The organism is Pedobacter chinensis, assembly GCF_003339865.1.
GTDB classification, from domain to species: Bacteria; Bacteroidota; Bacteroidia; order Sphingobacteriales; family Sphingobacteriaceae; genus Pedobacter; species Pedobacter chinensis.
Genome location: NZ_QPKV01000008.1, coordinates 1 through 24,702 on the forward strand (window position 1 = coordinate 1; position 24,702 = coordinate 24,702).

19 protein-coding genes are annotated in these 24,702 nt (G+C 36.8%); 5 read left to right on the forward strand and 14 right to left on the reverse strand.

Annotated elements, in window-relative coordinates; genetic code table 11:
- Positions 1–286: 286 nt before the first annotated feature.
- On the forward strand, positions 287–1,423 hold the full coding sequence (locus DU508_RS17825; protein WP_115404129.1) for a cytochrome-c peroxidase: 1,137 nt from the start codon (positions 287–289) through the stop codon (positions 1,421–1,423).
- A gap of 989 nt (positions 1,424–2,412) precedes the next feature.
- Here DU508_RS17825 and murI read toward each other — a convergent pair.
- The 13 genes from murI to ubiE all read right to left on the reverse strand — a co-directional run bounded on the left by murI (position 2,413) and on the right by ubiE (position 16,155).
- On the reverse strand, positions 2,413–3,231 hold the full coding sequence (murI, locus tag DU508_RS17835) for a glutamate racemase (RefSeq protein ID WP_115404131.1): 819 nt from the start codon (positions 3,229–3,231) through the stop codon (positions 2,413–2,415).
- Between the two features lie 1,418 nt (positions 3,232–4,649).
- Positions 4,650–5,228: an OmpH family outer membrane protein gene (locus DU508_RS17840; RefSeq protein ID WP_115404132.1), complete on the reverse strand. Its 579-nt coding sequence runs from the start codon at positions 5,226–5,228 to the stop codon at positions 4,650–4,652.
- Between the two features lie 61 nt (positions 5,229–5,289).
- Positions 5,290–5,820, reverse strand: coding sequence for an OmpH family outer membrane protein (locus DU508_RS17845; protein WP_115404133.1), 531 nt, complete (start codon positions 5,818–5,820; stop codon positions 5,290–5,292).
- 186 nt (positions 5,821–6,006) lie between these two features.
- On the reverse strand, positions 6,007–8,550 hold the full coding sequence (gene bamA / locus DU508_RS17850; protein ID WP_115404289.1) for an outer membrane protein assembly factor BamA: 2,544 nt from the start codon (positions 8,548–8,550) through the stop codon (positions 6,007–6,009).
- A gap of 153 nt (positions 8,551–8,703) precedes the next feature.
- Positions 8,704–9,444, reverse strand: coding sequence for an isoprenyl transferase (locus DU508_RS17855; RefSeq protein ID WP_115404134.1), 741 nt, complete (start codon positions 9,442–9,444; stop codon positions 8,704–8,706).
- A gap of 19 nt (positions 9,445–9,463) precedes the next feature.
- A complete protein-coding gene (porG, locus tag DU508_RS17860; RefSeq protein WP_115404135.1) occupies positions 9,464–10,261 on the reverse strand; it encodes a type IX secretion system protein PorG in 798 nt (265 codons plus the stop codon).
- Between the two features lie 2 nt (positions 10,262–10,263).
- Positions 10,264–11,145, reverse strand: coding sequence for an NAD kinase (locus tag DU508_RS17865; RefSeq protein ID WP_115404136.1), 882 nt, complete (start codon positions 11,143–11,145; stop codon positions 10,264–10,266).
- Positions 11,146–11,153: 8 nt separating this feature from the next.
- Complete coding sequence (locus tag DU508_RS17870; RefSeq protein ID WP_115404137.1) at positions 11,154–11,816, reverse strand: CBS domain-containing protein; 663 nt, start codon at positions 11,814–11,816, stop codon at positions 11,154–11,156.
- Complete coding sequence (locus DU508_RS17875) at positions 11,816–12,580, reverse strand: alpha/beta fold hydrolase (RefSeq protein ID WP_115404138.1); 765 nt, start codon at positions 12,578–12,580, stop codon at positions 11,816–11,818. Before DU508_RS17875 ends, DU508_RS17870 begins: the two co-directional genes overlap by 1 nt.
- A 181-nt stretch (positions 12,581–12,761) precedes the next feature.
- Positions 12,762–13,208, reverse strand: a complete 447-nt coding sequence (locus DU508_RS17880; protein ID WP_115404139.1) for a GatB/YqeY domain-containing protein — start codon at positions 13,206–13,208, stop codon at positions 12,762–12,764.
- Positions 13,209–13,776: 568 nt separating this feature from the next.
- Entirely contained in the window at positions 13,777–14,535 is a 759-nt protein-coding gene (locus DU508_RS17885) for an SDR family oxidoreductase (RefSeq protein WP_115404140.1), read from the reverse strand.
- Between the two features lie 94 nt (positions 14,536–14,629).
- Entirely contained in the window at positions 14,630–15,427 is a 798-nt protein-coding gene (gene porT, locus DU508_RS17890; protein WP_115404141.1) for a type IX secretion/gliding motility protein PorT/SprT, read from the reverse strand.
- Positions 15,424–16,155: a bifunctional demethylmenaquinone methyltransferase/2-methoxy-6-polyprenyl-1,4-benzoquinol methylase UbiE gene (gene ubiE / locus DU508_RS17895; protein ID WP_199562740.1), complete on the reverse strand. Its 732-nt coding sequence runs from the start codon at positions 16,153–16,155 to the stop codon at positions 15,424–15,426. The genes porT and ubiE overlap by 4 nt, the downstream gene beginning before the upstream one ends.
- 263 nt (positions 16,156–16,418) lie before the next feature.
- On the opposite strand from ubiE, the gene yihA reads away from it, so the two are divergent.
- From yihA to DU508_RS17920, 4 genes are all read left to right on the forward strand, one after another.
- A complete protein-coding gene (yihA, locus tag DU508_RS17900) occupies positions 16,419–17,042 on the forward strand; it encodes a ribosome biogenesis GTP-binding protein YihA/YsxC (RefSeq protein ID WP_115404142.1) in 624 nt (207 codons plus the stop codon).
- Between the two features lie 120 nt (positions 17,043–17,162).
- Complete coding sequence (locus DU508_RS17905; protein WP_115404143.1) at positions 17,163–18,020, forward strand: UbiA-like polyprenyltransferase; 858 nt, start codon at positions 17,163–17,165, stop codon at positions 18,018–18,020.
- A gap of 56 nt (positions 18,021–18,076) precedes the next feature.
- Positions 18,077–19,783, forward strand: coding sequence for a M3 family oligoendopeptidase (locus DU508_RS17910; protein WP_115404144.1), 1,707 nt, complete (start codon positions 18,077–18,079; stop codon positions 19,781–19,783).
- 636 nt (positions 19,784–20,419) lie between these two features.
- The gene (locus tag DU508_RS17920; RefSeq protein ID WP_115404146.1) at positions 20,420–22,840 is read left to right on the forward strand and encodes a TonB-dependent receptor; all 2,421 of its coding nucleotides are present in this window, start codon (positions 20,420–20,422) and stop codon (positions 22,838–22,840) included.
- 554 nt (positions 22,841–23,394) lie between these two features.
- Here DU508_RS17920 and DU508_RS17925 read toward each other — a convergent pair.
- On the reverse strand, positions 23,395–24,612 hold the full coding sequence (locus DU508_RS17925; RefSeq protein WP_115404147.1) for an MFS transporter: 1,218 nt from the start codon (positions 24,610–24,612) through the stop codon (positions 23,395–23,397).
- Positions 24,613–24,702 lie beyond the last annotated feature (90 nt).

Here is a 24,702-nt window from a genome sequence, read left to right on the forward strand (position 1 = left end):
CTGAGCGCAATTGCTCGAGGGCCTTTTGTTTCATTAGCTCATAATCGAGCTGTTCTTCTCTCATCATAATAAACTGTATCTAAAGTTAGTGATTTTGACTTTTGACACAGTTTATTTTACAATCTCTACCACAGAAAAAATAATTAAGAAATTCCACACAGGAATCTCCTTACAATCAACGTATCTAAGAAATTTAGATACTCCATTATCCAGTTTAGATGCAATTTCTATTCCTGGTAAAAATTACCTTGATCTTAATATTGCTTTAAATCTATATTTTTAACCTATGAATAAAGTTTTTGCCACGCTTGCTTTAATCCTTATTGGATTAATTTTATTTTCTTTTCAATCAGCAGATTTCAATGATGATGAATTGAGTGTAGACAGCTTGCGTAAAGTTTATTCAAAACCTACAGATCAATGGCCTAAGCCCACGGTTGATAAAGATGCGGTTTTTCAAGAGCTCGGAGAGCTTCCCCCCTCTCCTGTAGATTTGAAGAATGATTCCGTAAAAAATGTGGTAGAGTTGGGTAAAATCTTATTCTTTGATCCCCGCCTTTCCGGATCAAACCAGATATCCTGTTCCAGTTGCCATGCACCGGATTTACATTGGACAGATGGCCGTCAGGTTTCTGTTGGGCACGATCACTTAACCAATATCCGTAATGCGCCATCTTTAGAGAACGTTTGGTTTTACAAGCGATTGTTTTGGGATGGAAGAGCAGCGAGCTTGGAAGAGCAGGCAGAAAGCCCGGTTGCAGCACATAATGAAATGCATCAGGATATGAAGGCCTTGCCTAAAAAACTGAATAAAATAAAAGGATATCAACCTTATTTTGCAGCCGCTTTTGGGTCAAAAGAAATTACAAATAAAAGGATTTTCGAAAGTCTCGCTACCTTTCAACGGAGCATTGTAAGCAGACGAACACCTTTTGATCGTTTCCTGGCAAATGATAAAAAAGCCTTATCCGATCAGCAACTGGTGGGTTTACATTTATTCCGCACCAAAGCACGCTGTATCAATTGCCATAACGGACCACTCTTTACCGACAATGAATTTCATAACGACGGATTAACTTATTATGGCCGTAAATACGAAGATTTAGGCTTATATAATGTTACCAAGAAACCAGAAGATGTGGGTAAATTTAAAACGCCAGGTTTAAGGAATGTGATGAAAACAGCTCCATGGTTTCACAATGGATTATTTCCGGATATGGATGGCGTGATGAACATGTATAATGTGGGGATGCCCAACCAGCGCGTTAGGCCGGAGCAGGTGAACGATCCGCTATTGCCTAAAAACGATAAGTTGTTGAAAGGTTTAATGTTAAGCAAGGCTGAAAAGGATGCTGTCATTTCTTTTCTGGATGCACTATCTTCTCCTACTTTTTTAGTGAGGGTAGAAAAGTTGCCTCAGTAAGACCGTCCTAATCCAAAACATAACATGATTCCGTCATTGCGAGGAGGAACGACGAAGCAATCTCTTTCGCTATCATCAATTTGGAAAGATCGTCCCACCTTACAAGCCCCTGCTTCAGTTCGCAATGATGAGAGTTTCAAAACTATCGCCCTGACCGACTTACGAAGTTTTGTTGGGTCTGGCTTAGAAAACTTCGTCAGTCTGAGCATGATTCCGTCATTGCGAGGAGGAACGACGAAGCAATCTGTTTCGCTATCATCAATTTGGAAAGATCGCCCCACCTCACAAACCCCTGCTTCAGTTCGCAATGACGAGGGTTTCAAAACTATCGCCCTGACCGACTTACGAAGTTTTGTTGGGTCGCGGCCTGGGGAAACTTCGTCAGTCTGTATGATTCCGTCATTGCGAGGAGGAACGACGAAGCAATCTGTTTCGCTATCGCCAATTTGGAAAGATCGCCCCACCCCACCTCACAAACCCCTGCTTCAGTTCGCAATGACGAGGGTTTCAAAACTCCCGTCCTGACCGACTTACGAAGTTTTGTTGGGTCGCGGCCTGGGGAAACTTCGTCAGTCTGTATGATTCCGTCATTGCGAGGAGGAACGACGAAGCAATCTCTTTCGCTATCGCCAATTTGGAAAGATCGCCCCACCCCACCTCACAAACCCCTGCTTCAGTTCGCAATGATGAGAGTTTCAAAACTATCGCCCTGACCGACTTACGAAGTTTTGTTGGGTCGCGGTCTGGGGAAACTTCGTCAGTCTGAGCATGATTCCGTCATTGCGAGGAGGAACGACGAAGCAATCTCTTTCGCTATCATCAATTTGGAAAGATCGCCCCACCCCACCTCACAAACCCCTGCTTCAGTTCGCAATGAAGAATTTCTACCTAATGTTAAGCCCAAGATCATCGCATTCCCATCCTTAGATAAGCCGTAGTCTATTGCATGATAATTGCATTTAATCGCATATGTTATGCATGCATAAGTTTTACATCTGTTCAGATCGCAAGGCCTCGCCAAAGAAAATAGAAGCATGCTCATCAAAAGTTAATGGATCGCCGCTGGTATAAAAAGATTTATGACCGTTTTTACCCAGTTTTTGTTCAATTTCCGGATGCCTTTCCAAATAACCAGCTAAACTACTTGCAACAATTTCTCCTTGTGTTAAAATATTGATATAATCTGGAAACACCTTTTTAAGTTTTGACAGTAATAACGGATAATGTGTGCAAGCCAATAAAACACAATCAATATCATCAGATTGTTCCATTAAACGATTACAGTATTCATTGATAAAAAAATCGGCACCTGTTTGTAGGTGTTCATTATTTTCAATTAACGGAACCCACATCGGGCAGCTTTGCTGATACACCGTTATATCAGGGAAAAATTTATTGATTTCCAACAGATAAGATTGAGAATTTACGGTTCCGCGGGTTCCCATAATGCCTATTTGCTTGGTTAGGGTATAAGAATCAATTACCTCTGCGGTAGGCCTGATTACACCTAAAACCCTTCTTTCGGGATATTTGGCGGGTAAATCCCTTTGCTGAATAGTTCTTAATGCCTTCGCCGAAGCCGTGTTACAAGCCAGAATAACCAACTGACAACCTTTATCAAAAAGCCATTCCACACATTCTAAAGTGTACTTATAAATGATATCGAAAGCATGATCACCGTAAGGAGAACGGGCATTATCACCGAGATAGATATAATTATACTGTGGTAAGCGATCTGCAATGGAACGGAAAACCGTTAAACCGCCATAACCTGAATCGAAAATACCTATTGGTGATGAATTTTGCATTGCAGTAAAGATATTATTTTCTTTGATAAATGTTGAAAGGTTAAATTTGTTGGAATGTTAAAAAGTTCTAACCTGATGTACTGTCAATGCATTTAATTTCTTGTATTAGGGTTCTCACATTGAGTACATCTTTCCTATATCATCATACCTAATTTCACTGGTAGCCTAATGCATTTTTCAATAGCGAAAGCTTTTAAGATTATCTTCGCTGAACATTTGATGGTTCCCACCCAATGTCATTATTTAACGTGAGTTCGGGATACGTAAACATCAGGATAATGTCGTCCTTTCAGGATTTGTAACTATTTATTAATCAATCGCCTAGCATAATTCATAATTCCACTACTTTCTGGTTGTTTAAGTCCGAAGGACTGATACGATAATAAAATTGATGAATTTAACAATCTTAACCTCGAAGAGGTGTCATTATCTCTTAGGCCAAACTCACATTAAGTTAAGCGCAATTGTTGTCAGTTTGAGGCATAATTCATCTCATAAAAATCAATATAAATGACGTTGAGATTCTTCAGGTATTTTCCCGTAGGATGCCGCTGATTGCGCAGATAAAAATAAATCTGCGTAATTTTCTTAAATCTGCGGGATGTTCTTTCTTTAAAAACCTTAGTTAGTTAAATCACGATTAACAATAAATTACAAAAAACGTCGATGGCAACATTGTCGAAGACCTTTCTATGGCCGCTGTCATTCTGAACGCAGTGAAGACCTGCGAAGCAAGCATGAGGGCAATTGAAAATAACATCATTAATGAATAATCTCCAGGCGATGAAACACAAACTTTAATACAGCAACACACCCTTAAAAAAACAAGGTCAGCAGTAAACCAGATGCAACACCTTTGGGCTATAGATTCTTCGTTGCACCCAGAATGACAAAACCCGAATATACCTGTCATTCTGAGCATCGCGAAGACCTGCTAAGCAAGCATGAGTACAATTGAAAACAACGTTATTAATGAATAATCTCAAAGCATTAATGAATAATCTCAAAGCGATGAAACACAAACTTTGATACAGCACTGCATCTCTTAAAAAAACAAGGTCAGCAGTAAACCAGGTGCAACACCTGTAGGCTATAGATTCTTCGTTGCACTCAGAATGACAAAACCCATTTAACCACTGTCATCCTGAACGCAGTGAAGAATCTCCAGGCGATGAAACACAAAACTTTAATAAAGTACTACTCCCTTACAAAAAAAATTCAGCGGTACAGCAGGTACAATGCCCATAGGTAAGGGATCTTCACTGCGTTCAGAAGGACAATTATTACCGAGACAGGCCAGCGCTAAGGTAATAACATTAACATTAGCACAAAAAAACGGAACTAAGTTAAACTTAATTCCGCCGTATCGTGTTTCCTGGCCTGAGACTTATGACTCAAGACTATGGACTGATAAAAGACTATTTTTTAGGAGCAGCTGGTTTTGCAGCAGTTGCCGAAATACCTAATTTAGTTTTAACTGAAGCAGTAATGTCTTCACCACCATCCCAGAAAACCAGGTTGTTGCCACCCTGTCCGTTTGCGATGTCAAAAACATAAGCCAATCCTTTTTCTTTAGCTACTGATGAAATTGCAGCAGCTACTTTAGTTTGAATAGGTTGAAATAATTCACCTTGTTTAGTACCAATATCTTGTGAAGCTTTAGTACGGGCATCAGTAATGCGTTTTTCAAGGTCTTGTAATTCCTGGCCGGCAGCTTGCAATTCTTTACCTACCTGATCTTTATTAGCTTCACTCAAAGTTTTTTCTTTAGCTTGAGCAGCCGCCAGTTTAGTCTGATATTCTTTGATCATTGCATCAATGTCAGCTTGTTTTGTTTTGCCCAAATTTTCTAATGTTGTTTGAGCTGTTTTTGCCTCTGGAAGATTAGCAAAAACATCTTCTGAATTAATGTGACCTAATTTCTGTTGCGCACTTGCCATATTCACTGTAAACACTAACCCTGCTGCTACAAAGAATACGTTAATTAACTTTCTCATCGTTCTGTTTTACTTTTTATTTTTTTTAATTTATTTTTCTAAAATCTAAGGCGCGAATATACTAATTATTTGCTGTCCCTGGTTTATAACCTAATTTCACAATTACATCATTACTAACATCGTAACTGGTACTCGCATAAATCATCATGGTTGCTTCACTACTCTTATCAAAGATGAAATCAAGGTATTTCGCTTTTGCAATTTGCTTGATCACATCAGAAACCTTATCCTGAATGGGTTTGATTAATTTAGTTCTGCTTTGAAAAAGCTCTCCGTCAGGACCAAATTTCTGGCGTTGGAATTCTTTTGCCTGTTTTTCCTTCTCAATAATTTCGTTTTCACGACGCTTGCGCATATCATCAGTCAATAATACCTGATCTGCCTGATAAGCTTTGTACATCCTGTCGATCTCCGAAAAATTCTGATCAACCTGCTGCTGCCATTGTTTAGAAGCAACTTCCAATTGGCTTAATGCCGATTTATATTCAGGCATATGCCTTAAAATATACTCTGTGTCTACATATGCAAACTTTTGGGCATAAGCACCAATGGTTGTGCAAAGTAAGAATGCAATAAAAAGATACTTTTTCATCCGTTAATAATTGTTTTTAAAGGTGATGAAGCTATCATGATTTTTATACATGTTTTGTAAGGATGGTAAAATCCTGATGGTTTCATTTGTGTGTGTTTAATGATGTTCGTTTATAACCTAAGCTTTGTTTAAACTCAACTTATCATGTTTTATTGCATATTTAGCTAAATTTTTATTCTTTATCAATTAAAATCCACCTAATTGTTGTGCGATGCTAAAATGGAACTGACCTTTGTTAGCATCTGATAAACCAGGAATCTTGTCAAACCCATATCCATAATCAATTCCCAACAAACCAAATATTGGTAAGAAAATTCTGGCACCAACACCAACAGATCTTCTAATATTAAAAGGATTAAAGTCACTAAACCTGTTCCAGGTATTACCGCCCTCAGCAAAGGCCAATACGAAAGCTGTGGCTTGCTGGCTGGCAATTACCGGATAACGGGCTTCTAATACATATTTAGTATAAATCGGGCTACCAGATTGTTGTGCAATACTTGGATTAGATCCTACAGGAATAACCGTGTTGTTTGCATAACCACGCATCGCGATCAATTCTGAGCCTTGTAAGAAATCGAATCCCTGCATACCATCACCACCTAATTTAAAACGCTCAAATGCTGATTGGCCCACTGCACTGTTATACTGACCTAAGAAACCAAATTGCGCCTGAGCCTTAATTACAAAGTTACCTGCAACACGTTGGTACCATTGCGAATCAAACTTCCATTTATGATACTCCGTAAAACGATATTTTTCTTTATCAGGCGCAGTTGCGTAATTCACTTTATTAAATAGTGAATATGGAGGTGTTGCCTGAATGGTAAAACGGATAAATGAACCCGATTTAGGGAATATTGGCGAATCTCTAGAATCACGGCTAATCTCTTGCGATAGGTTTAAGTTATATGAGGTACCTGAAGTAAATAAATAACCCGGGTAATTACTTAAAATATATTGCTGTAAGTTTACCGCATGGCTCAACTGGAAATAGTTATCTGGCCAGTTCAATCTTCTGCCTAAACTCACTGTAACCCCATTCAAACGAATCTTCTGAAACTGTGAATTCTCAGAACTTAAGCCATTTGATTGTAGTGATGTAAATGCACTCACACCAAAACTTACTGGTTTCTCGCCACCAAACCATGGTTGAGAGAAGGAGAAACTATATGATTGATAGTATTTACCATTGGTTTGTCCACGTAAACTCAACTTCTGCCCGTCTCCTTTTGGAAGGGGCTTGTAAGCTTTTAAATTAAATAAATTACGTAATGAGAAGTTATTAAAGGTTAAACCTAAGGTACCGATAATACGGCCCCCACCAAAACCACCTGAAAGCTCAATCTGATCTGATGGTTTTTCTTCTACTGCATATTCAATATCCACGGTTCCATCTGCCGGATTTGGACGAGGTGTAGGAACTGTTTTCGACTCATCAAAGTTTCCTAATTGTCCAATCTCACGAATGGTACGGATCAAATCACTTTTATTGAATTTTTGTCCCGGTTTGGTACGGATCTCACGTAAAACAACCTTATCATTGGTAATGGTATTACCTTTTAAAGTAATTCTGTTATTGGTGTATTGCGGCCCTTCATACATGCGCATCTCTACATCAACCGTATCGCCATAAATTTTAGTTTGTACCGGATCGATATTAAAAGTTAAATATCCGTTATCAGTGTACATACTGTTAATATCTCCGCCATTTTCACCACCACCATTCAGTTTTTTGTTTAATCTCTCTTCACTGAAGATGTCACCTTTTTCAATAGTTAAAACTTTATTCAGGATACTATCAGGATAAATCGCATTTCCGGCCCAGGTAATATTTCCGAAGTAATATTTTCTTCCTTCGTAAATGTCCATTCTGATGTTGACTCTATTCTTATTGTATTGATAAATGGTATCCTTTAAAAGTTCTGCATCGCGGTAACCTTTTTCATGCATTTTAGCCACCATCTTCACTTTGTTCTCTTCATATTTCTCTTTTGAGAATTTTCCGGAACCCCAGAAACGCCACCAGGCAAACTGCTTTGGATTTTTCAGAAACTTTCTGAGTCTGCTTGCCTTAAAATCTTTATTCCCTGTAAAATCTATATGCTGAACTTTAACACGGCTACCTTTATCAATATAAGCCTCTAACACAACACTATTCTCGGCATTTGGGTCTTTACGTGTTTTATAATCGATGGTGGTAAAGAAAAAGCCTTTATCCAGCATATATTTCTTAATGATTGACGAAGTAGTATTATATAGGTTATCGTTTACGATTTTACCTGTTTTATCATTTAATTTTTCCTGAATGGCTGTTCTTTGCGATTTACTGATTCCCTTTAAATCAATTGAACTTAAACGAGGACGCTCCACGACCTCAATTTCAAAATAAACAGAATCCAGAACAAATTTTTCGATATTGATTTTAACATCATCAAACAAACCCTGTGCCCAAAGCGTTTTAATGGCATCTGAAGTAGCTTCACCCGGAAGAACCACTTTATCGCCCTTGGTTAATTTTGATAATGTAATTAAAACTTCCTTATCCAGATATTCGGTTCCTGTTACGGTTGTGCCACCAATGATGTATTCTTTTGGATTAAAATAATCGAGATCTAAGCCTCCAACCTTTAAAGATGGGGTTGCCGGTGCCTGACCTTGTGGACGTATTTGAGCGAAGGCCGGAGCGGCTAAAACGAGTAGGATTAAAACTTGAAATATTCTTTTCATTAAAATAATTTGTTCAGTAATGGCCACGAAGGTAACAATGTTTTATTTAGCAAAATTTTCGTTTACTATGTTTCCCTTATTATGGTTTCATTTATCGTATAAAAGTGGTGCTAAGTTAGTTTAAACGCTTGTTAAAAAGTGTTAAAAGAAAAATTAGTTCAATTGCTCACTAATTTTACCAAAACGGCGTTCGCGTTTTTGATAGTCAACAATAGCTTCAAAGAGATCTTCACGTCTGAAATCCGGCCATAAAATATCAGTAAAATAAAACTCCGTATAAGCCATTTGCCAAAGCAAATAATTACTAATGCGGTGTTCACCACTTGTTCTGATCATCAGTTCAGGATCCGGGATGTTTACAGTGGTCAGTTTTGATGAAAAGAGGTTTTCATCAATATCATCTAATGAGATTGAATTATTTTTTACTGCTTCTGCAATTTTCTTTGCGGCCTCAACAATTTCCCATTTTGCACTGTAACTTAATGCCAGTGTAAGTGTACATTTTTCGTTATGTGCGGTTTTAGCCATTGCTTCTTTTAAATCATCAATGCATTCTTGTGGCAATGATGAAATATTTCCTATTGCATTCAGCCTGATATTATTTTTATTAAGGGTTTCGGTTTCCTTATTTATTGTGGAAATGAGAATCTGCATCAAAGCATCTACCTCTTCTTTTGGCCTGTTCCAGTTTTCTGTAGAAAAAGCATACAAGGTTAAGTATTCAATACCAACTTCTACGCAACCCTCTACGATGTCTTTTACCGAAAGTACACCTTGTTCATGCCCAAAAACCCTCACTTTGCCCTGGCCCTTTGCCCATCTTCCATTCCCATCCATGATTACGGCAATGTGCTTTGGCAGGCGATTATAGTCTATTTGTTCTTTAAAATCCATTAATTATGTCAAAATCAGCTTAAAACGAGTAGCATTTTGAGGATACAAAGGTAAAAGATATGCCAACACTAACAAATAGATAAGTGTCCCTTTTTCGAAAATCTCCTCTTTGTGTGCCAGCATAACCTGTTTGGTTAAGAGATGGATCAGATAAATTGAGTTGATTTTGCCCGTTTCCAACTATAACAGGATTGGTAGGATAGCGTCCGCTCACATCATCAATATAGTCAGTTAAGGGTGTTCTATAGCCCAATTCTGTAAAAACACTCCAGGTATCTCTGTAATTATAGCGTAAACCTAATCCATAAGGAATAGTTAAAACCACATTACTATAACCGTTTTCCTGTCCTTCTGTTGCCATTCTGTCTAAACGATATTTTTCTCCATCATATTTAATGGTAGGCTTAAAAACAACAAATCCGGCACCGGTAAATAGATAAGGCGTAAATTGTCTGGTTCCTCCACCAAGATTAAAATTGAAAAAATTAAAGTCAACTAACGCACTTACTTCATTTAATGAGGTTTTGAAGCTTAAATTTCTTTCCCTGAACTGCGCATTCCCTGATTCAGCATCTTTGGCCTGTATTTGTCCGTAATGGTAATTTAAGCGAACGCCTAAATACTGATTGAAATTTCGTTTGCCATAAACACCAGCAGAAAACCCACTGATTTGCAAGGGGTTATTTTGATTTAAATCACCCATATAACCTGCTCCTCCAGCCATTAAACCCAGTTCCCAGTTACCTTGCTGGGCACGGGAAATTTGTCCGCAGGTAATAAAAAAGAGAATGATTAAAAGGAGTTTATTCAGCGTCATACTTAGTAGTTACGGGTATCAATGCCCCATAATAATTTATTCCTTAACGTGTTTAAGTAAGTTTCATTGTTAAGACGAATAAGATTTATACAAAAGTCGGCTTTTTTAATGGATATTTTTACCGATCGCTCTACTGTAACGGTCCTGCTATCGCAGGATACCAGGAACTTAGATTCCCGGGCCTCTACCTCGAAAGATAGTTTATTGCTATCGGGAACAACAACCGGCCTCACATTTAAATTATGTGGTGCAATTGGTGTAACTACAAAGTTTTTAGAATCGGGGTAAATAATGGGTCCGCCGCAGCTTAAAGAATATGCGGTTGAACCTGTTGGAGTGGCAATGATTAATCCGTCTGCCCAATAAGAATTGATAAACTCATTGTTCATGGAAGCGTGAATGATCATCATCGCAGAATTGTCCCGCCTGTGGATGGTGATATCATTTAATGCAAAGTTCTCTTCTCCAAAAAGTCCATTATCAGATTCCAGAATCAACAGAGAACGGGCATCTAAAGTATATTCTCCGTTAATCAGGGCTTTAAGTGCCGATTCAATTTCGTTTTTATTGATGCTCGCCAGGAAACCTAACCGGCCAAAATTAATCCCGATTACGGGAATATTGGAGTTGCGGATCAGGGAAAGTGTATCCAGTAAAGTTCCATCACCACCCAAGCTCAACAAAACATCGGCAAGGTCTTTTAACTCTTTATGATTATGAAAAACAACCGTATTTGCAGGTAATTTAATTTTGCCGTGTAATGAAGTTTTAAACTTTGAATATAAAACCGGCTGAATATGATGAGCTGCTAAATGATCAAAAACTTCCTGCACGTAGGGCAAAACCGTATCGTTAAAATCTCTTCCGTAAATTGCAATCCTCATAGTCAGGTTTATACATTTAAATAGTTCATGAAAGAATCATATCTTTCCTGGGAACCATCATCAATTTGAGTGTTGTTATAAACTTCTTTAACCAGATAATCATACCTTTCAAAAGAAGCAACAAGTGATGTAATTTCTGTTTTGTTTACCTTGATGGTTACCTCCAGTCGGGTAGAATTTTGAAAGGAGTTCACATAAGACGATAGCACCTGAGCATTATCTGCCTCTACTATTTGTGAAATATGTGCCAATGAATTATCACGGTTGCTGATTTCTAAAACAATGATGCCTCCGGGTTCATTAACGGCATATTGCTCAGCAACAGCATCAACAATATCATTAATGGAGATTAAACCAGCATAGTTTTTTTGTTGATCTAAAACAGGAACTGCCGTGATTTTAAGCTGACTCATTAAACGGATTACATCATAAGTATGTGCATCGCTTAAAGTAAAAACATGAAGAAGGTTTACGGCAGAATCAGTTAAAATGGTGTTGTGATCATGAATGCTCAATAAATCATCTTCAGAAACCAAACCGAGAAAAGTTACATCATTAACAACCGGCATGTGCTTTAGCTTAAACTCGTTCATACGATCTAAAGCCTTTTGCACCGTATCATCAGTTTTTAATGATGGGATAACATTCGATATGATTTCTTGAGCAAACATTATTTAAGTAATATTCTATCTAAAAATTTCTCCAGGTAAGCATTGAATATTTCCGGGTGTTCCATCATGGGAACATGCCCGCATTTATCAACCCAGTTTAATTCTGAATTGGGTAAAAGCTCGTGGAACTCTTCTGCCACTTCTGGCGGAGTAACCTTGTCATTTTTTCCCCAGATCAGAGAAACGGGAATGGTAATTTTCGATAATTCTTTCGCCATGTTATGACGAATTGCCGATTTTGCCATTGTTAATATCCTGATCACTCTTGAACGATCGTTAACTGTTTTAAAAACATCATCAACCAATTCTTTAGTGGCAACTGCCGGATCGTAAAAGGTAAATGCAACTTTCTCTTTCACGTAATCATAACTTTCTCTACGGGGAAAAGAACCTCCAAAAGCATTTTCATATAAGCCGGAGCTTCCGGTAAGTACAAGTGCTTTAACAAATTCCTGATGTGCCACGGTAAAAACCAAACCGACATGCCCTCCCAATGAATTTCCAATCAGTACTACATTATTAAGCCCTTTATATTTCAGAAAACGATGCACGTATCTAGAAAGTGCCTTCACGCCCAATGTTAAAATAGGGAGTTCATAAATTGGTAAAATAGGCACTACAATATGATAGCGATCTTTAAACTGCTCAATAACCAGTTCCCAGTTGCTCAGTTCACCCATTAGGCCATGCAGCAATACCAGCGTTTCGCCTTTTCCAGCTTCAATGTATTTAAATCCGTCTTCTTCTATTATCTGGTATGTCATATTATTTTAGATGGTATTGTGCACTAAGTTAGTAGAGTAAAATTAATTTTTCGCATTTCTATATCATTTTTCTGAAATAAAATGCAAAACGGTATAAAAACGCCATTTCTTAAACGGAAAGCGATTAGCGTGTGGCAATTAAAAGCCTTCAACCTCAAAACACTCTACCTTTTACCTTCTTTTAAGCCAGTTTTTCTTTAACAATTTCAGCAATTAATTTGCCATCGGCTTTACCAGCAAGTTCCTTATTCGCCATGCCCATAACCTTACCCATATCCTTAACCGATGTAGCGCCGGATTGTTTGATTACCTGCTCTATTATTACAGCAACTTCTGCCCTATCCAATTGCTTTGGCAAGAATTGATTGATTACGGCAATTTCTTCTTCTTCTACCTGGAACAAATCTTCGCGGTTTTGGGATTTGTAAATATCTGCCGATTCGCGACGTTGTTTAATCAATTTCTGAAGGATTTTCAGCTCAGTTTCTACAGTGATTTCTTCTGATGATCCTTTCTCTGTTTTAGCCAGAAGCAGCGCCGCTTTTATAGCTCTTAAACCCCTTAACTGTGCATTATCTTTAGCCAGCATGGCTTTTTTAATTTCCTGATCTATTGTATTTGATATCATTCTTTGATTGGTTAATTGGTTAATCGATCAATTGTTTAAATCGGTTATTTGTTTGTAAAGTTAATCGTCAAATTGGTTAATCCGCAAATTGGTTAATTGGTTAATCGATCAATTGTTTAAATCGATTATTTGTTTGTGAAGTTAATCGTCAAATTGGTTAATCCGCAAATTGGTTAATTGGTTAATCGATCAATTGTTTAAATCGATTATTTGTTTGTGAAGTTAATCGTCAAATTGGTTAATCGTCAAATTGGTTAATCGATCAATTGTTTAAATCGATTATTTGTTTGTGAAGTTAATCGTCAAATTGATTAATCGTCAAATTGGTTAATCGGTTAATTGGTTAATTGGTTAATCGATCAATTGTAACTCGTATGACAACAGTTAACCATTTTATACAATTTAAACAATTAACCAACTAAACTAACAGTTAACCATTTTATACAATTTAAACAATTAACCAACTAAACTAACAGTTAACCATTTATACAATTTAAACAATTAACCAACTAAACTAACAGTTAACCATTTTATACAATTAAACAATTAACCAACTACCAGTTATAATCTATCCTCTATTAATAATCGTTGCTGTTGCCTGTACGGTGGGCATAATCAGCATATCATTAATGTTTACGTGTTTTGGGCGGCTTACCACATACCAAATCGCATCGGCTATGTCATCAGCAATCAATGGTTCCAGATTCTCATAAACTTTCTTTGCCCTTTCTTCATCTCCCTTAAAACGAACTATGGAAAATTCGGTTTCAACCATGCCCGGATTAATTTCCGTAACTTTAATGCCATGCGGCAGAAGGTCAATGCGCATTCCTTTGCTCAATGCATCTACAGCATGTTTACTTGCACAATATACGTTTCCATTCGGATAAACTTCTTTTCCCGCAATTGATCCAATGTTGACAATATGACCAGCTTTTTGTGGAATCATCCAGTTTGAAACAATCTTCGTTACGTAAAGCAATCCCTTTATATTCGTATCAATCATGGTATCCCAATCTTTGGTGTCGCCTTGATTAATGGGATCTAAACCCTGACTCAAACCTGCATTGTTTACCAAAACATCAACTTTTTTCCAGTTTTCAGGTAAAGCTTCCAGCGCAGCTGATAAACTTTCCTGATCACGAACATCGGCAATAACCTGCTTAATGGTGATGGCGTATTTATCTTCTAAATGATGTGATATCTTTGCTAATCTGTCTTCACGACGGGCAAGCAGAATTAATTGATAGCCTTGTTGAGCCAGTGTATGGGCACAAGCCTCACCAATTCCCGAAGTTGCGCCTGTAATTAATGCAATTTTAGACATGTTTTATGAATTTTAAGCCTGAATAAATCACCAAAACACCAGGTTAATGATTTAATCTATGCAGGCAAAGGTAAGTTTTTTTGGAATTGTACGACTATTGAAAAATCAAACTAAACGTTAATTGACGTAATTTCAACTTATCAATTGGATTGGCGAAAGCCGTATTATCGTGCTGCAAAATATCATTGGTAGAATAGGCCAGCTTAATTTCGGGAGACATTTTGAAATACTCAAAATACAAATCAAAGCCAATTCCGGTTTCGTATGAAAGGTAACTCCTCTGATTTTTCAACAACTTATTTAAAGGTGTTTCTCCTTCATCGAAAAACTTCTTCTTTGAAGCTATATCAATGGAATATTTAGCACCACCCAACCAATAAGCGCGAAAATTATTCATGCGGTTTGATTTTACTTTTATGCCCAAAGGAAATTCAAACATGGTGGCCTGTACTTTTTTATCGATAACCGTTGGGAAGTTTTTAGTTTGGCCATTATCCAGGTTTATTGACTCCATGGGCACGTACTCGTAGCTCACAACACGGTCGCTAAAAATTAATGATGGCGTTGCACGAATGTCGAAGTTTTCAGCCAACCTCCTGTTCATAACGAAACCCAACCCAAAACCTTGAGATGGCGGACTGGAAATAGAATTTAAAGCACTGGTAACCGGAAGGCCGGAATTTGGATCGTAAGAAACACCTAAAGAATTTGGAACTTCGTAAAAAGGTGCACGCCAGTTTTCTTTTTTCAGAATTTTGTATTCTGCCGAAATGTATTGAAAGTTAAACCCCCAGCTCCAATCTTCATCATCAACACCCCCGCCCCAATTTTGGGCAAAGGCTGCCGTATAAATCATAAATAAAGATAGGATGAGGCTTAATCTTTTTATCATTTAGTGCCAACGTATATTGAACTTATTCCAAACGTTAAAATTCTATGTTTGGTACTTTTGAAACCGACTTTATCCATTAAGGCTGTAAAATCTTCTCCGTCAGGAAATGCCGCAACAGATTTTGGCAGGTAAGTATATGCTCTGGCATCTTTAGAAAACAGTTTTCCAAAGAATGGAGTTACCTGTTTAAAATAGAAATTATAAAGCTGTTTAACGGGGAAAACTTTTGGTTTCGAAAACTCTAAAATAACCATTTTACCATTTGGTTTTAATACCCGGAACATATCTGCCAAACCTTTTTCAAGATTTTCGAAATTTCTAACGCCATAGGCACAAGTAATGGCATCGAAAGTGTCTGCTTCAAAATGTAGGCCTTCCGAATCGCCAACCTGAACCGTAAAAACTTCGTTCAAACTTCGCTCGTTGATTTTTTTCTTCGCCACTTCCAGCATTCCTTCAGAAATATCAACTCCAATAACCTTTTCCGGATGAAGTTTTTTAATTGCTTCAAAGGCGAAATCACCTGTGCCGGTAGCCACATCAAGTAAAATTCGTGGTTGAATGGAAACCAGTTCTTTAATGGCTTTCTTACGCCATAAAACATCTATCCCTAAAGAAAGAAAATGGTTTAAAAAATCATAGGTTCCTGAAATGTTATTGAACATGGTAGCAACCTGCTCTTTTTTGGTTGCATCTTCTACTTGGTATGGCGTGATATTCTGATTCATGATGTGAGGCAAAGATAGATAAAAAGTCCGAAGTCGGGAGTCCGAAGTTGGAAGTCTTGGGGATAGATAAAAAGTCCGAAGTCGGGAGTCCGAAGTCTTGATGTTAAGTAACAGCCTGTGTTCAAAAGAACATAAAAATTTAAAGTTTATATTTTAACATGGTTGTTCCATTTGGACTTCCAACCCCAGACTAAAGACTTCCCGACTTAGAACCTCGGACTAAAGACTTCCGACTTCCGACTCAAAACCCTACCTTTGTAACTATGGTTATCAAAACGGCAACATTTGTTTGTAGCAACACCCAAATTTCAGCATTACCAGCGCCAACTTTGCCTGAATATGCTTTTATTGGACGCTCTAATGTGGGCAAATCATCATTAATTAACATGTTGGTTAATCAACATGGCCTGGCAAAAACCTCGCAACGCCCTGGTAAAACTCAGTTAATTAATCATTTTTTAATTAACGAAGCCTGGTATATTGTCGATTTACCCGGATACGGTTACGCAAAAGTTTCTAAAACCAGCAGAGAAAAGTGGGAGAAATTTATTCGTGCTTACATTACAAAAAGAGAAAGCTTGCAATGCGTATTTGTATTGATTGATAGCCGCTTAGACCCACAGCAAATTGATATTGAATTTTGTTATTGGCTGGGCGAAAAGCAAATTCCATTTTCCTTAATATTCACTAAAGCAGATAAACAGGGAATGACCACCACACAGAAAAACGTAGCCGCTTTTAAGAAAAAACTGGGCGAATTTTTCGAAGAAATTCCTGCAACTTTTATCACATCAGCAGAAAAAGGCAATGGAAAAGATGAGGTTTTAGGTTTTATCACTGAAGTAAACAAAGATTTTGTTGTCCCGACTGATTATAAGCGGTTTTAAAAAAGAAGGTTCAATCGTCATTAATTCATTGGTTCATTTGTCATTAGTCTTTTAAGAGGTTAAACTTCCAAATCATTTAACAATTAATTACTTTAACAGTTCAAGTTAACCCTGTTATAAATGAAAAAATACTTTTCACTCGTATTATTCGCACATTCTGTGTTCGCATTGCCTTTCGCAATGATTGGATTTTTTTTAGGTGTTACCACAACCAATCATCCTTTTGAATGGCATAAGCTAATATTGGTTTTACTGTCCATGGTTTTTGCCCGCAATTCTGCGATGGCTTTCAATCGTTACTTAGACCGGGAGATTGATGCGAAAAATCCCCGTACCAAAATGAGAGATATTCCTGCCGGAAAAGTTTCTGCAAATGAAGCGCTGATTTTTGTGATCATCAATTGTGTTTTATTTACAACTACCACTTATTTCATCAACCCATTATGCTTCTATTTATCGCCTGTGGCTTTATTTGTGGTATTATTTTATAGCTACACCAAACGGTTTACTGCACTTTGCCACCTGGTTTTGGGCTTGGGGCTGGCATTAGCGCCAATCGGAGCATATATTGCGGTTACTGGTCAGTTTGCCATTGTTCCCGTTTTATATTCATTAACTGTTTTATTTTGGGTTAGTGGATTTGATATTATTTATGCTTTGCAGGATGAAGAGTTCGACAGAACGGAAAAATTGCATTCCATTCCATCAGCTCTTGGCATAAAAAATGCATTGAATGTTTCGGTTTTGCTGCATGTGTTTTCTGCAGCCTGTGTAATTTTACCCATTTTCTTTACCGAATTTAGCTGGGTTTATTACGTAGGCGTTGTGTTTTTTTGCTCGATGCTGATTTACCAGCACTTGCTTGTAAAACCTCACGACATTAGCAAAGTAAACAGGGCATTCCAAACTTTAAACGGATATGCATCGGTTATATTTGCTATTTGCTTTTTAATTGATGCTTATATAAGAAATAAATGAATGGTTGAATGAGGCGCTGAAGCGGAAATCATTCAACCATTCCTTAATTAAATATTATGATTATAACTAAAAAAACAAGAACATATATTCCGCAGGATTTAACCATTACCTGGGAGAGCCTGGAGCCACTTTTTACAGAATTGCAAAACCGTGAAATCAACAGTGTTGATGAATTGGAGCAGTGGTTAAAAGATCGTTCCGAACTGGAAGCTGCTTTAGAAGAAGATTTCGCATGGCGATACATTAAAATGAGTTGCGATACGGCCAACGAAGAATTAGTTAAAAACTTCCAATATTTTGCAGAGCAGATTGAACCAAAAATTTCTCCTTTATCAAACGAATTGAACAAAAAGTTTGTTGAAAGCCCTTTTATGGATGATTTGGATAAAGAGAAATATTTCGTTTACAGCAGAGCTATTAAAAAAGCTTTGGAAATTTATCGCGAAGAAAACATAGAGTTATTTACCCAATTACAGGTAAAACAACAAAAATATCAAGGCATAACAGGTGCCATGAGCGTTGAAATTAATGGCCAGGAATATACACTGGAACAAGCTTCAATTTTTATTAAGGATTTAAACCGTGAAGTTCGGGAAAATGCCTGGAAAACCATTCAGCAACGTCGTTTAATAGATAAAGATGATTTAAACATTTTGTTTGATGAACTAATTAAACTGCGTGACCAGGTTGCCCTGAATGCTGGTTTTGAAAATTACCGGGATTATATGTTTCAAGCTTTAGGCCGCTTTGACTATACGCCGCAGGATTGCTACGACTTTGCCAATGCGATTGAGAAGGAAATTGTTCCTATTTTAAAAGAACAGGCAGAAAAGCGTCGTGAAGCGTTGGGTTTAGAAACTTTAAAACCCTGGGATTTGGAAGTGAGCATAAGCGGTAAACCAGCGTTGAAGCCTTTTAATAATGGCGAGGAGTTAATTGATAAAAGTATTGCCTGTTTCAACGCCATTGATGAAAAACTGGGTGTAAAACTGGCAACAATGAAAGCCAACAATCTTTTCGATGTAGAAAGCAGAAAAGGTAAAGCGCCTGGTGGTTATAACTATCCATTGGCAGAAACCGGTGCACCGTTCATTTTCATGAATTCAGCAAATTCACTTCGTGATTTAACTACAATGGTTCATGAGGGTGGCCATGCAATACATACTTTTTTAACGGCAAACCTGGAACTGAACGATTTCAAACATTGTCCTTCGGAAGTTGCAGAGCTGGCATCTATGAGCATGGAATTGATTTCTATGGATAATTGGGATGTTTATTTTGACAATGAGGAAGATTTAATCCGTGCCAAAAAAGAACAACTGGCAGATGTTTTAAAAACATTGCCCTGGGTTGCCGTGATCGACCAGTTTCAGCATTGGATTTACACCAATCCTGATCATACAGCCGCTGATCGGGAAGAAACGTTTAAACAAATTTACAATCGTTTTGGTGCAGGTTTTGCAGATTGGACGGATTTAGAGCAACAATTCGGCAATGTGTGGCAAAAACAGTTGCATTTGTTTGAGGTTCCTTTCTACTACATCGAATATGCAATTGCACAATTAGGTGCTATCGCCGTTTGGAAAAATTATAAGGAAAATCCGGGTAAGGCTTTAGATCAGTATTTAGCTGCATTATCTTTAGGTTATACAAAACCGATGAATGAAATCTACGAAACTGCTGGAATCAAGTTTGATTTTAGTGCAGATTATGTAAAAGAATTAGCTCAATTCGTGAAAGAGGAATTGGAGAAGTTAGGATAAGGTTAGGGTTGAGGGGTTAGAGATTGAAGGTAAAAAGGTGGAAGGCAGAAGGCTTTCCTTATATATATCTAGTCGTAACATCTCGCTACGACTTTTTTAATGCTCAATTGTTTCCCGCAGATTCAAATGATTGACACAGAGAAGATCAACGGAATCAGCGTAATTTGCGGGAGAAAAACACAACCGACTGAAATTAAAACATTTAATAGCAGCATTCGCTACGACTTTTTTAATGCTCAATTGTTTACAGCAGGTTTAAATGATCCATACAGAAAAGATCTGCGGAATCAGCGTAATTTGCGGGAGAAAAACACAACCGACTGAAATTAAAACATTTAACCGCAGCATTCCGCTACGACTTTTTTATTTTATCGCTATATCTAGTCATAGCGTCTCGCTACGACTTTTTAATGCTCAATTGTTTCCCGCAGATTCAAATGATTGACGCAGAGAAGATCTACTGGAATTAGTAAAGTTGGCAAGAAACATCAATTCCTTGTTATCAATACTGATTTGTGAAATTTTGTTAATTAAGTTAAACATTGTTAAATAGCCGGTTAGATATACCTAATATTTTAGTTTCGTACTCATATTCCTGAGTTAAGGAAAACTAATCATTACGCTACCGGATTAATAATGAAACAATTCTTCACAATTTTCATTTATTTCACAGTGCTGCTTTTTTCGTCGGCAATGGCACAAGATAAAAAAGGAAAAATTTCAGGAACGTTGATTGGCGACATTGGAAATACCATTTCAGCAACTGTTACCCTTAAAAGCTTAAATGATTCCACTTTTTCAAAAACGACTTTTGCTAAAGGAGGGAAATTCGTTTTCAATGATTTAAATATTGGACCATATTTAATCAAATTAAATGCGATTGGTTACGAAAACCTTAGCGAAAAAATTGAAATAAACATCGCTCAATTATTTATTACCAAAAACTTTAAACTTGCTACAGTTTCTAATAAACTTGGCGATATAAATATATCGGCTAAAAAACCATTAATCCAGCGATTTAGTGATAAAATTGTAATGAATGTTGAAAATAGCATTGTTGCAGCTGGAAATACTACTTTGGAAATACTATCAAAAATGCCTGGAGTTTCAGTGAATCAAGATGGAATTATAACTGTTAAAGGAAAATCAGGGGCTAATGTTTTAATTGATGGAAAATCTACTTACTTATCTCCGGAACAATTGGCCACAAGATTAAAATCACTAAATAGTAATGAGCTAAAATCAATTGAATTAATAACAAATCCATCGTCAAAGTATGATGCTGAAGGCAACGCTGGCATCATTAATATCAAACTGAAAAAGAATACAGCCTTCGGAACGAACGGAGATATCGATTTAGGTTTTGGATATGGAAAAAACCCAAAAAGTGATGTTGGAGTTTCCTTAAATCACAGGAATCAAAATTTCAACATATTCGGCAATATTTCAAACAACAACAATAAATTTCAGGAAGATTTAGATATCAACAGAATTACAAATGACGGGTTTTATAATACTTTCTTCCACCAGTACAATACTCAAATTCGCTCTTCACATAATAACAACTACAAAGCTGGCATCGATTATTTTATAAATGAGCACAATACAATCGGTTTTTTAACAACGGGATATTTCAACAATGGACACGAAAGTTCGAAAGGAAATACAGCGATCGGACAGAGTTTGTCGAGGATTGATTCATCTATCGTAGCTGATAATCCATCATTGAACAAATATCGAAATCAAGCTTATAACCTGAACTACAAATCTATTATTGATACATTGGGTCAAGAATTTTCAATTGATTTGGATTATGCTCGATACAGAAATGAAGAAAACACTGTTTACAACAACGTATTTTATGATGATCGCGGTTACAATTATAAATTACCTTTAATCTTCAGAAACTTAACACCATCGTTAATTAAAATCCAAGCGGTTAAAGTAGACTATTCGCTCCCATTGAAGGGTATCAAATTTGATTTCGGATTAAAGAGCAGTTGGGTAAGTACTGATAACGATTTTAAATTTGAAAACTTAGCAGCCACGCTATGGCAAAATGATCTTACGAGGAGTAATCGTTTTGTATACAATGAAAATATAAATGCAGCCTATGCTAATTTTAAGCACAATTTTAAATCAACAAGTATTGAAGCCGGATTGAGAATTGAACAAACGAATTCTAAAGGAAATTCTATTAACGAGCAAAAAGTTGTTAAACGAAGCTACTTCGATTTTTTCCCAAGTTTTTCCTTAAATCAAACCTTATCAGAAAATAATGAACTTGGGTTTTCTTATAGTAGAAGAATAGACAGACCTGATTATAAATCGCTAAATCCATTTATTTACTTTGTTGATTTATACACTTTCAGTCAGGGGAATCCATTTTTAAATCCGCAGTATACCAATGCTTTCGAGTTCTCTTATAATTATAAAAAAGAATTAAACATTTCATTGGGCTATGGCGTTACCAACAATTTAATTATCGATGTTCTGCTCCCAGAAAATGAGAAAAAGGCACTTTATCAAACCGTACAGAATTTGGATAAACAAATTTCTTACGATTTAACAATTGGCTATCCAACTATCCTTACTGAATTTTGGAATATGGATAATACAATTACAAGCACTTATAATCAAATAAAATCGGAAAGTTTAGATGGGTTAGCTTATGATCGGAAAAAGGTAAACTTTACGCTGAACAGCAATCATAGTTTTACGATAACACCATCAACTTCAGCAGAATTATCTGGAGAATTTATCTCCGCTCAGATTTATGGAACCTATGCTATAAAGCCCTATTATGGAATTGATTTTGGTTTGAAAAAATCTTTTTTAGATAAAAGGCTGAATCTGAAATTTGCCCTGAATGATGTTTTGAATAGTAGAAAAGCAAGAATCAGTAGTGCATTATCAACGCTGAATTATGATCTCAGCCAAAAGCAAGAAAGTAGAATTTTTAGATTAAGTTTAAACTATGCTTTCGGAAGTAACAGTATTAAGGCCACAAGAGAAAGAAAAACCAGCGTTACTGATGAAGAAAATAGAATTAAATAGCAATTGCAAGATTATAATAGAATTAGAAAATAACCAATGCGCTCTCGTTTTAAACACTAGGTCGCAGCATTCGCTACGACTTTTTTATTGCTCATCATTTCCCTCAGATTCAAATGATTGACGCAGAGAAGATCAAGGGAATCAGCGTAATCTGCGGAAGAAAAACACAACTGACTGAAATTAAAACATTTAACCGCAGTATTTCGCGACTTTTTATTTTTATTGCTATATCTAGTCGTAGCGTCTCGCTACGACTTTTTTAATGCTCAATTGTTTCCCGCAGATTCAAATGATTGACGCAGAGAAGATCAACGGAATCAGCGTAATTTGTGGGAGAAAAACACAACCGACTGAAATTAAAACATTTAACCGCAGTATTTCGCGACTTTTTATTTTTATTGCTATATCTAGTCGTAGCATCTCGCTACGACTTTTTTAATGCTCAATTGTTTCCCGCAGATTCAAATGATTGACGCAGAGAAGATCAACGGAATCATTGTAATTTGCGTAAAAAAACCCATTGCTTTATCAATACTGATTTGTGATTTTTTAAACTAATCCTCCCCATTCTTTCTCGTTTTCATAATCAAAAACATCACTAAAACAGAAAGAATGATCATTACCAAATAACTATGACTTAAATTTCTTTCATCCTTTGCAGGAATAAGATTAACAACACCGTAACTTAAAAATGAAACGATCACATAAGTGATTCCACCGGTTAGTCCGCCTGCGATACCTGCATTTTTCGGGAATTTACTTAAACAAAAAGTGAAATAGTTATTGAATGTAAAACCAGCTCCAACATGAATAATAAATGCAAAAAAGATCAGCGAGAATAAATTAGACACAAAGTTAAGGCTGATCATCATTACCATCACAAAAACCACTTGCAACAACGAGTTAACCATTAATCTTTTAAAAAAAGGTTTATTGATAGTTGCTTTACCAATGAAACCGCCTACCATCCATGCAAAACCTAAAACCAAAGAACTGTAACCCGCAACAACGGGCGAATATTTTAATTCATGCTCAATGATAAACGGACCAGTCATGTTGTAAACCATTACCATACAGTAGGCTAACCCTAACATCACGATGCCTAGAGTAAAACTTGTGGTTTTAATCATATCCACATAAATATTTGTGATCTTTTTTAACTGAAAATCGGTAAAGTACTTTAAAGTTTCTCCGCTGAAAATAAATTCCAGTAAGGCAAAAATCAATGCAAAACCAGCCAGAAAATAGAAATTAGATTCCCAGCCAAAAGCAGTTTGTAAATATCCGCCAACAAAAGGTGCTATAATTGGTCCGGTTGACCAGATGATGGAAAACAAACTTAAATAATGCTTCAGCTTATTACCAGTAAATAAATCGACAAAGTATGCCCGTTTAGCCACTACAATGGCTCCTACAGAAAGACCGTGAATAACCCTCATTAAATAAATGAGGTAAATATGATGTGTATTTGCAATAATAAAACTGGCGGCAGCAAAAATCAATAAGCTATATAGACCGATTTTGTATCGTCCGAAACTATCAAGCAGACTTCCTACGAAAAGCTGTGCCACTCCATAGCTAATTAAGAAAATGCTTAAGGTAAGCTGAACCTGAACGTTGCTAACATTCATTTCACCAGCCATAGTTGGTAACGATGGAATATAAATATCAGTTGCGAAGCCAGAAAGTGGGATTAAAGCAAAAGCCAAGATGGTTGCTATTCCTTGATTTTTTTCTTTAATATAGGATTGAGGTAAGGTAGTTGACGTCATGACTGTAGAAAATGAAATTATAATGTCTCATTTTTGATTAAGGAGGCAAAAGTAGCATTTTATGATCCCCTGGAAACAGCGCCAGGCAAA

Coding starts and splice junctions, on each gene's coding strand:
- porG (WP_115404135.1), bottom strand. CDS start 10,261: ATGACGCTGAATAAACTCCTTTTAATCATTCTCTTTTTTATTACCTGC.
- DU508_RS17880 (WP_115404139.1), bottom strand. CDS start 13,208: ATGATATCAAATACAATAGATCAGGAAATTAAAAAAGCCATGCTGGCT.
- DU508_RS17885 (WP_115404140.1), bottom strand. CDS start 14,535: ATGTCTAAAATTGCATTAATTACAGGCGCAACTTCGGGAATTGGTGAG.
- DU508_RS17875 (WP_115404138.1), bottom strand. CDS start 12,580: ATGACATACCAGATAATAGAAGAAGACGGATTTAAATACATTGAAGCT.
- yihA (WP_115404142.1), top strand. CDS start 16,419: ATGGTTATCAAAACGGCAACATTTGTTTGTAGCAACACCCAAATTTCA.
- DU508_RS17905 (WP_115404143.1), top strand. CDS start 17,163: ATGAAAAAATACTTTTCACTCGTATTATTCGCACATTCTGTGTTCGCA.
- DU508_RS17870 (WP_115404137.1), bottom strand. CDS start 11,816: ATGTTTGCTCAAGAAATCATATCGAATGTTATCCCATCATTAAAAACT.
- DU508_RS17845 (WP_115404133.1), bottom strand. CDS start 5,820: ATGAAAAAGTATCTTTTTATTGCATTCTTACTTTGCACAACCATTGGT.
- porT (WP_115404141.1), bottom strand. CDS start 15,427: ATGATAAAAAGATTAAGCCTCATCCTATCTTTATTTATGATTTATACG.
- DU508_RS17840 (WP_115404132.1), bottom strand. CDS start 5,228: ATGAGAAAGTTAATTAACGTATTCTTTGTAGCAGCAGGGTTAGTGTTT.
- DU508_RS17865 (WP_115404136.1), bottom strand. CDS start 11,145: ATGAGGATTGCAATTTACGGAAGAGATTTTAACGATACGGTTTTGCCC.
- bamA (WP_115404289.1), bottom strand. CDS start 8,550: ATGAAAAGAATATTTCAAGTTTTAATCCTACTCGTTTTAGCCGCTCCG.
- DU508_RS17925 (WP_115404147.1), bottom strand. CDS start 24,612: ATGACGTCAACTACCTTACCTCAATCCTATATTAAAGAAAAAAATCAA.
- murI (WP_115404131.1), bottom strand. CDS start 3,231: ATGCAAAATTCATCACCAATAGGTATTTTCGATTCAGGTTATGGCGGT.
- ubiE (WP_199562740.1), bottom strand. CDS start 16,155: ATGAATCAGAATATCACGCCATACCAAGTAGAAGATGCAACCAAAAAA.
- DU508_RS17910 (WP_115404144.1), top strand. CDS start 18,077: ATGATTATAACTAAAAAAACAAGAACATATATTCCGCAGGATTTAACC.
- DU508_RS17855 (WP_115404134.1), bottom strand. CDS start 9,444: ATGGATTTTAAAGAACAAATAGACTATAATCGCCTGCCAAAGCACATT.
- DU508_RS17920 (WP_115404146.1), top strand. CDS start 20,420: ATGAAACAATTCTTCACAATTTTCATTTATTTCACAGTGCTGCTTTTT.
- DU508_RS17825 (WP_115404129.1), top strand. CDS start 287: ATGAATAAAGTTTTTGCCACGCTTGCTTTAATCCTTATTGGATTAATT.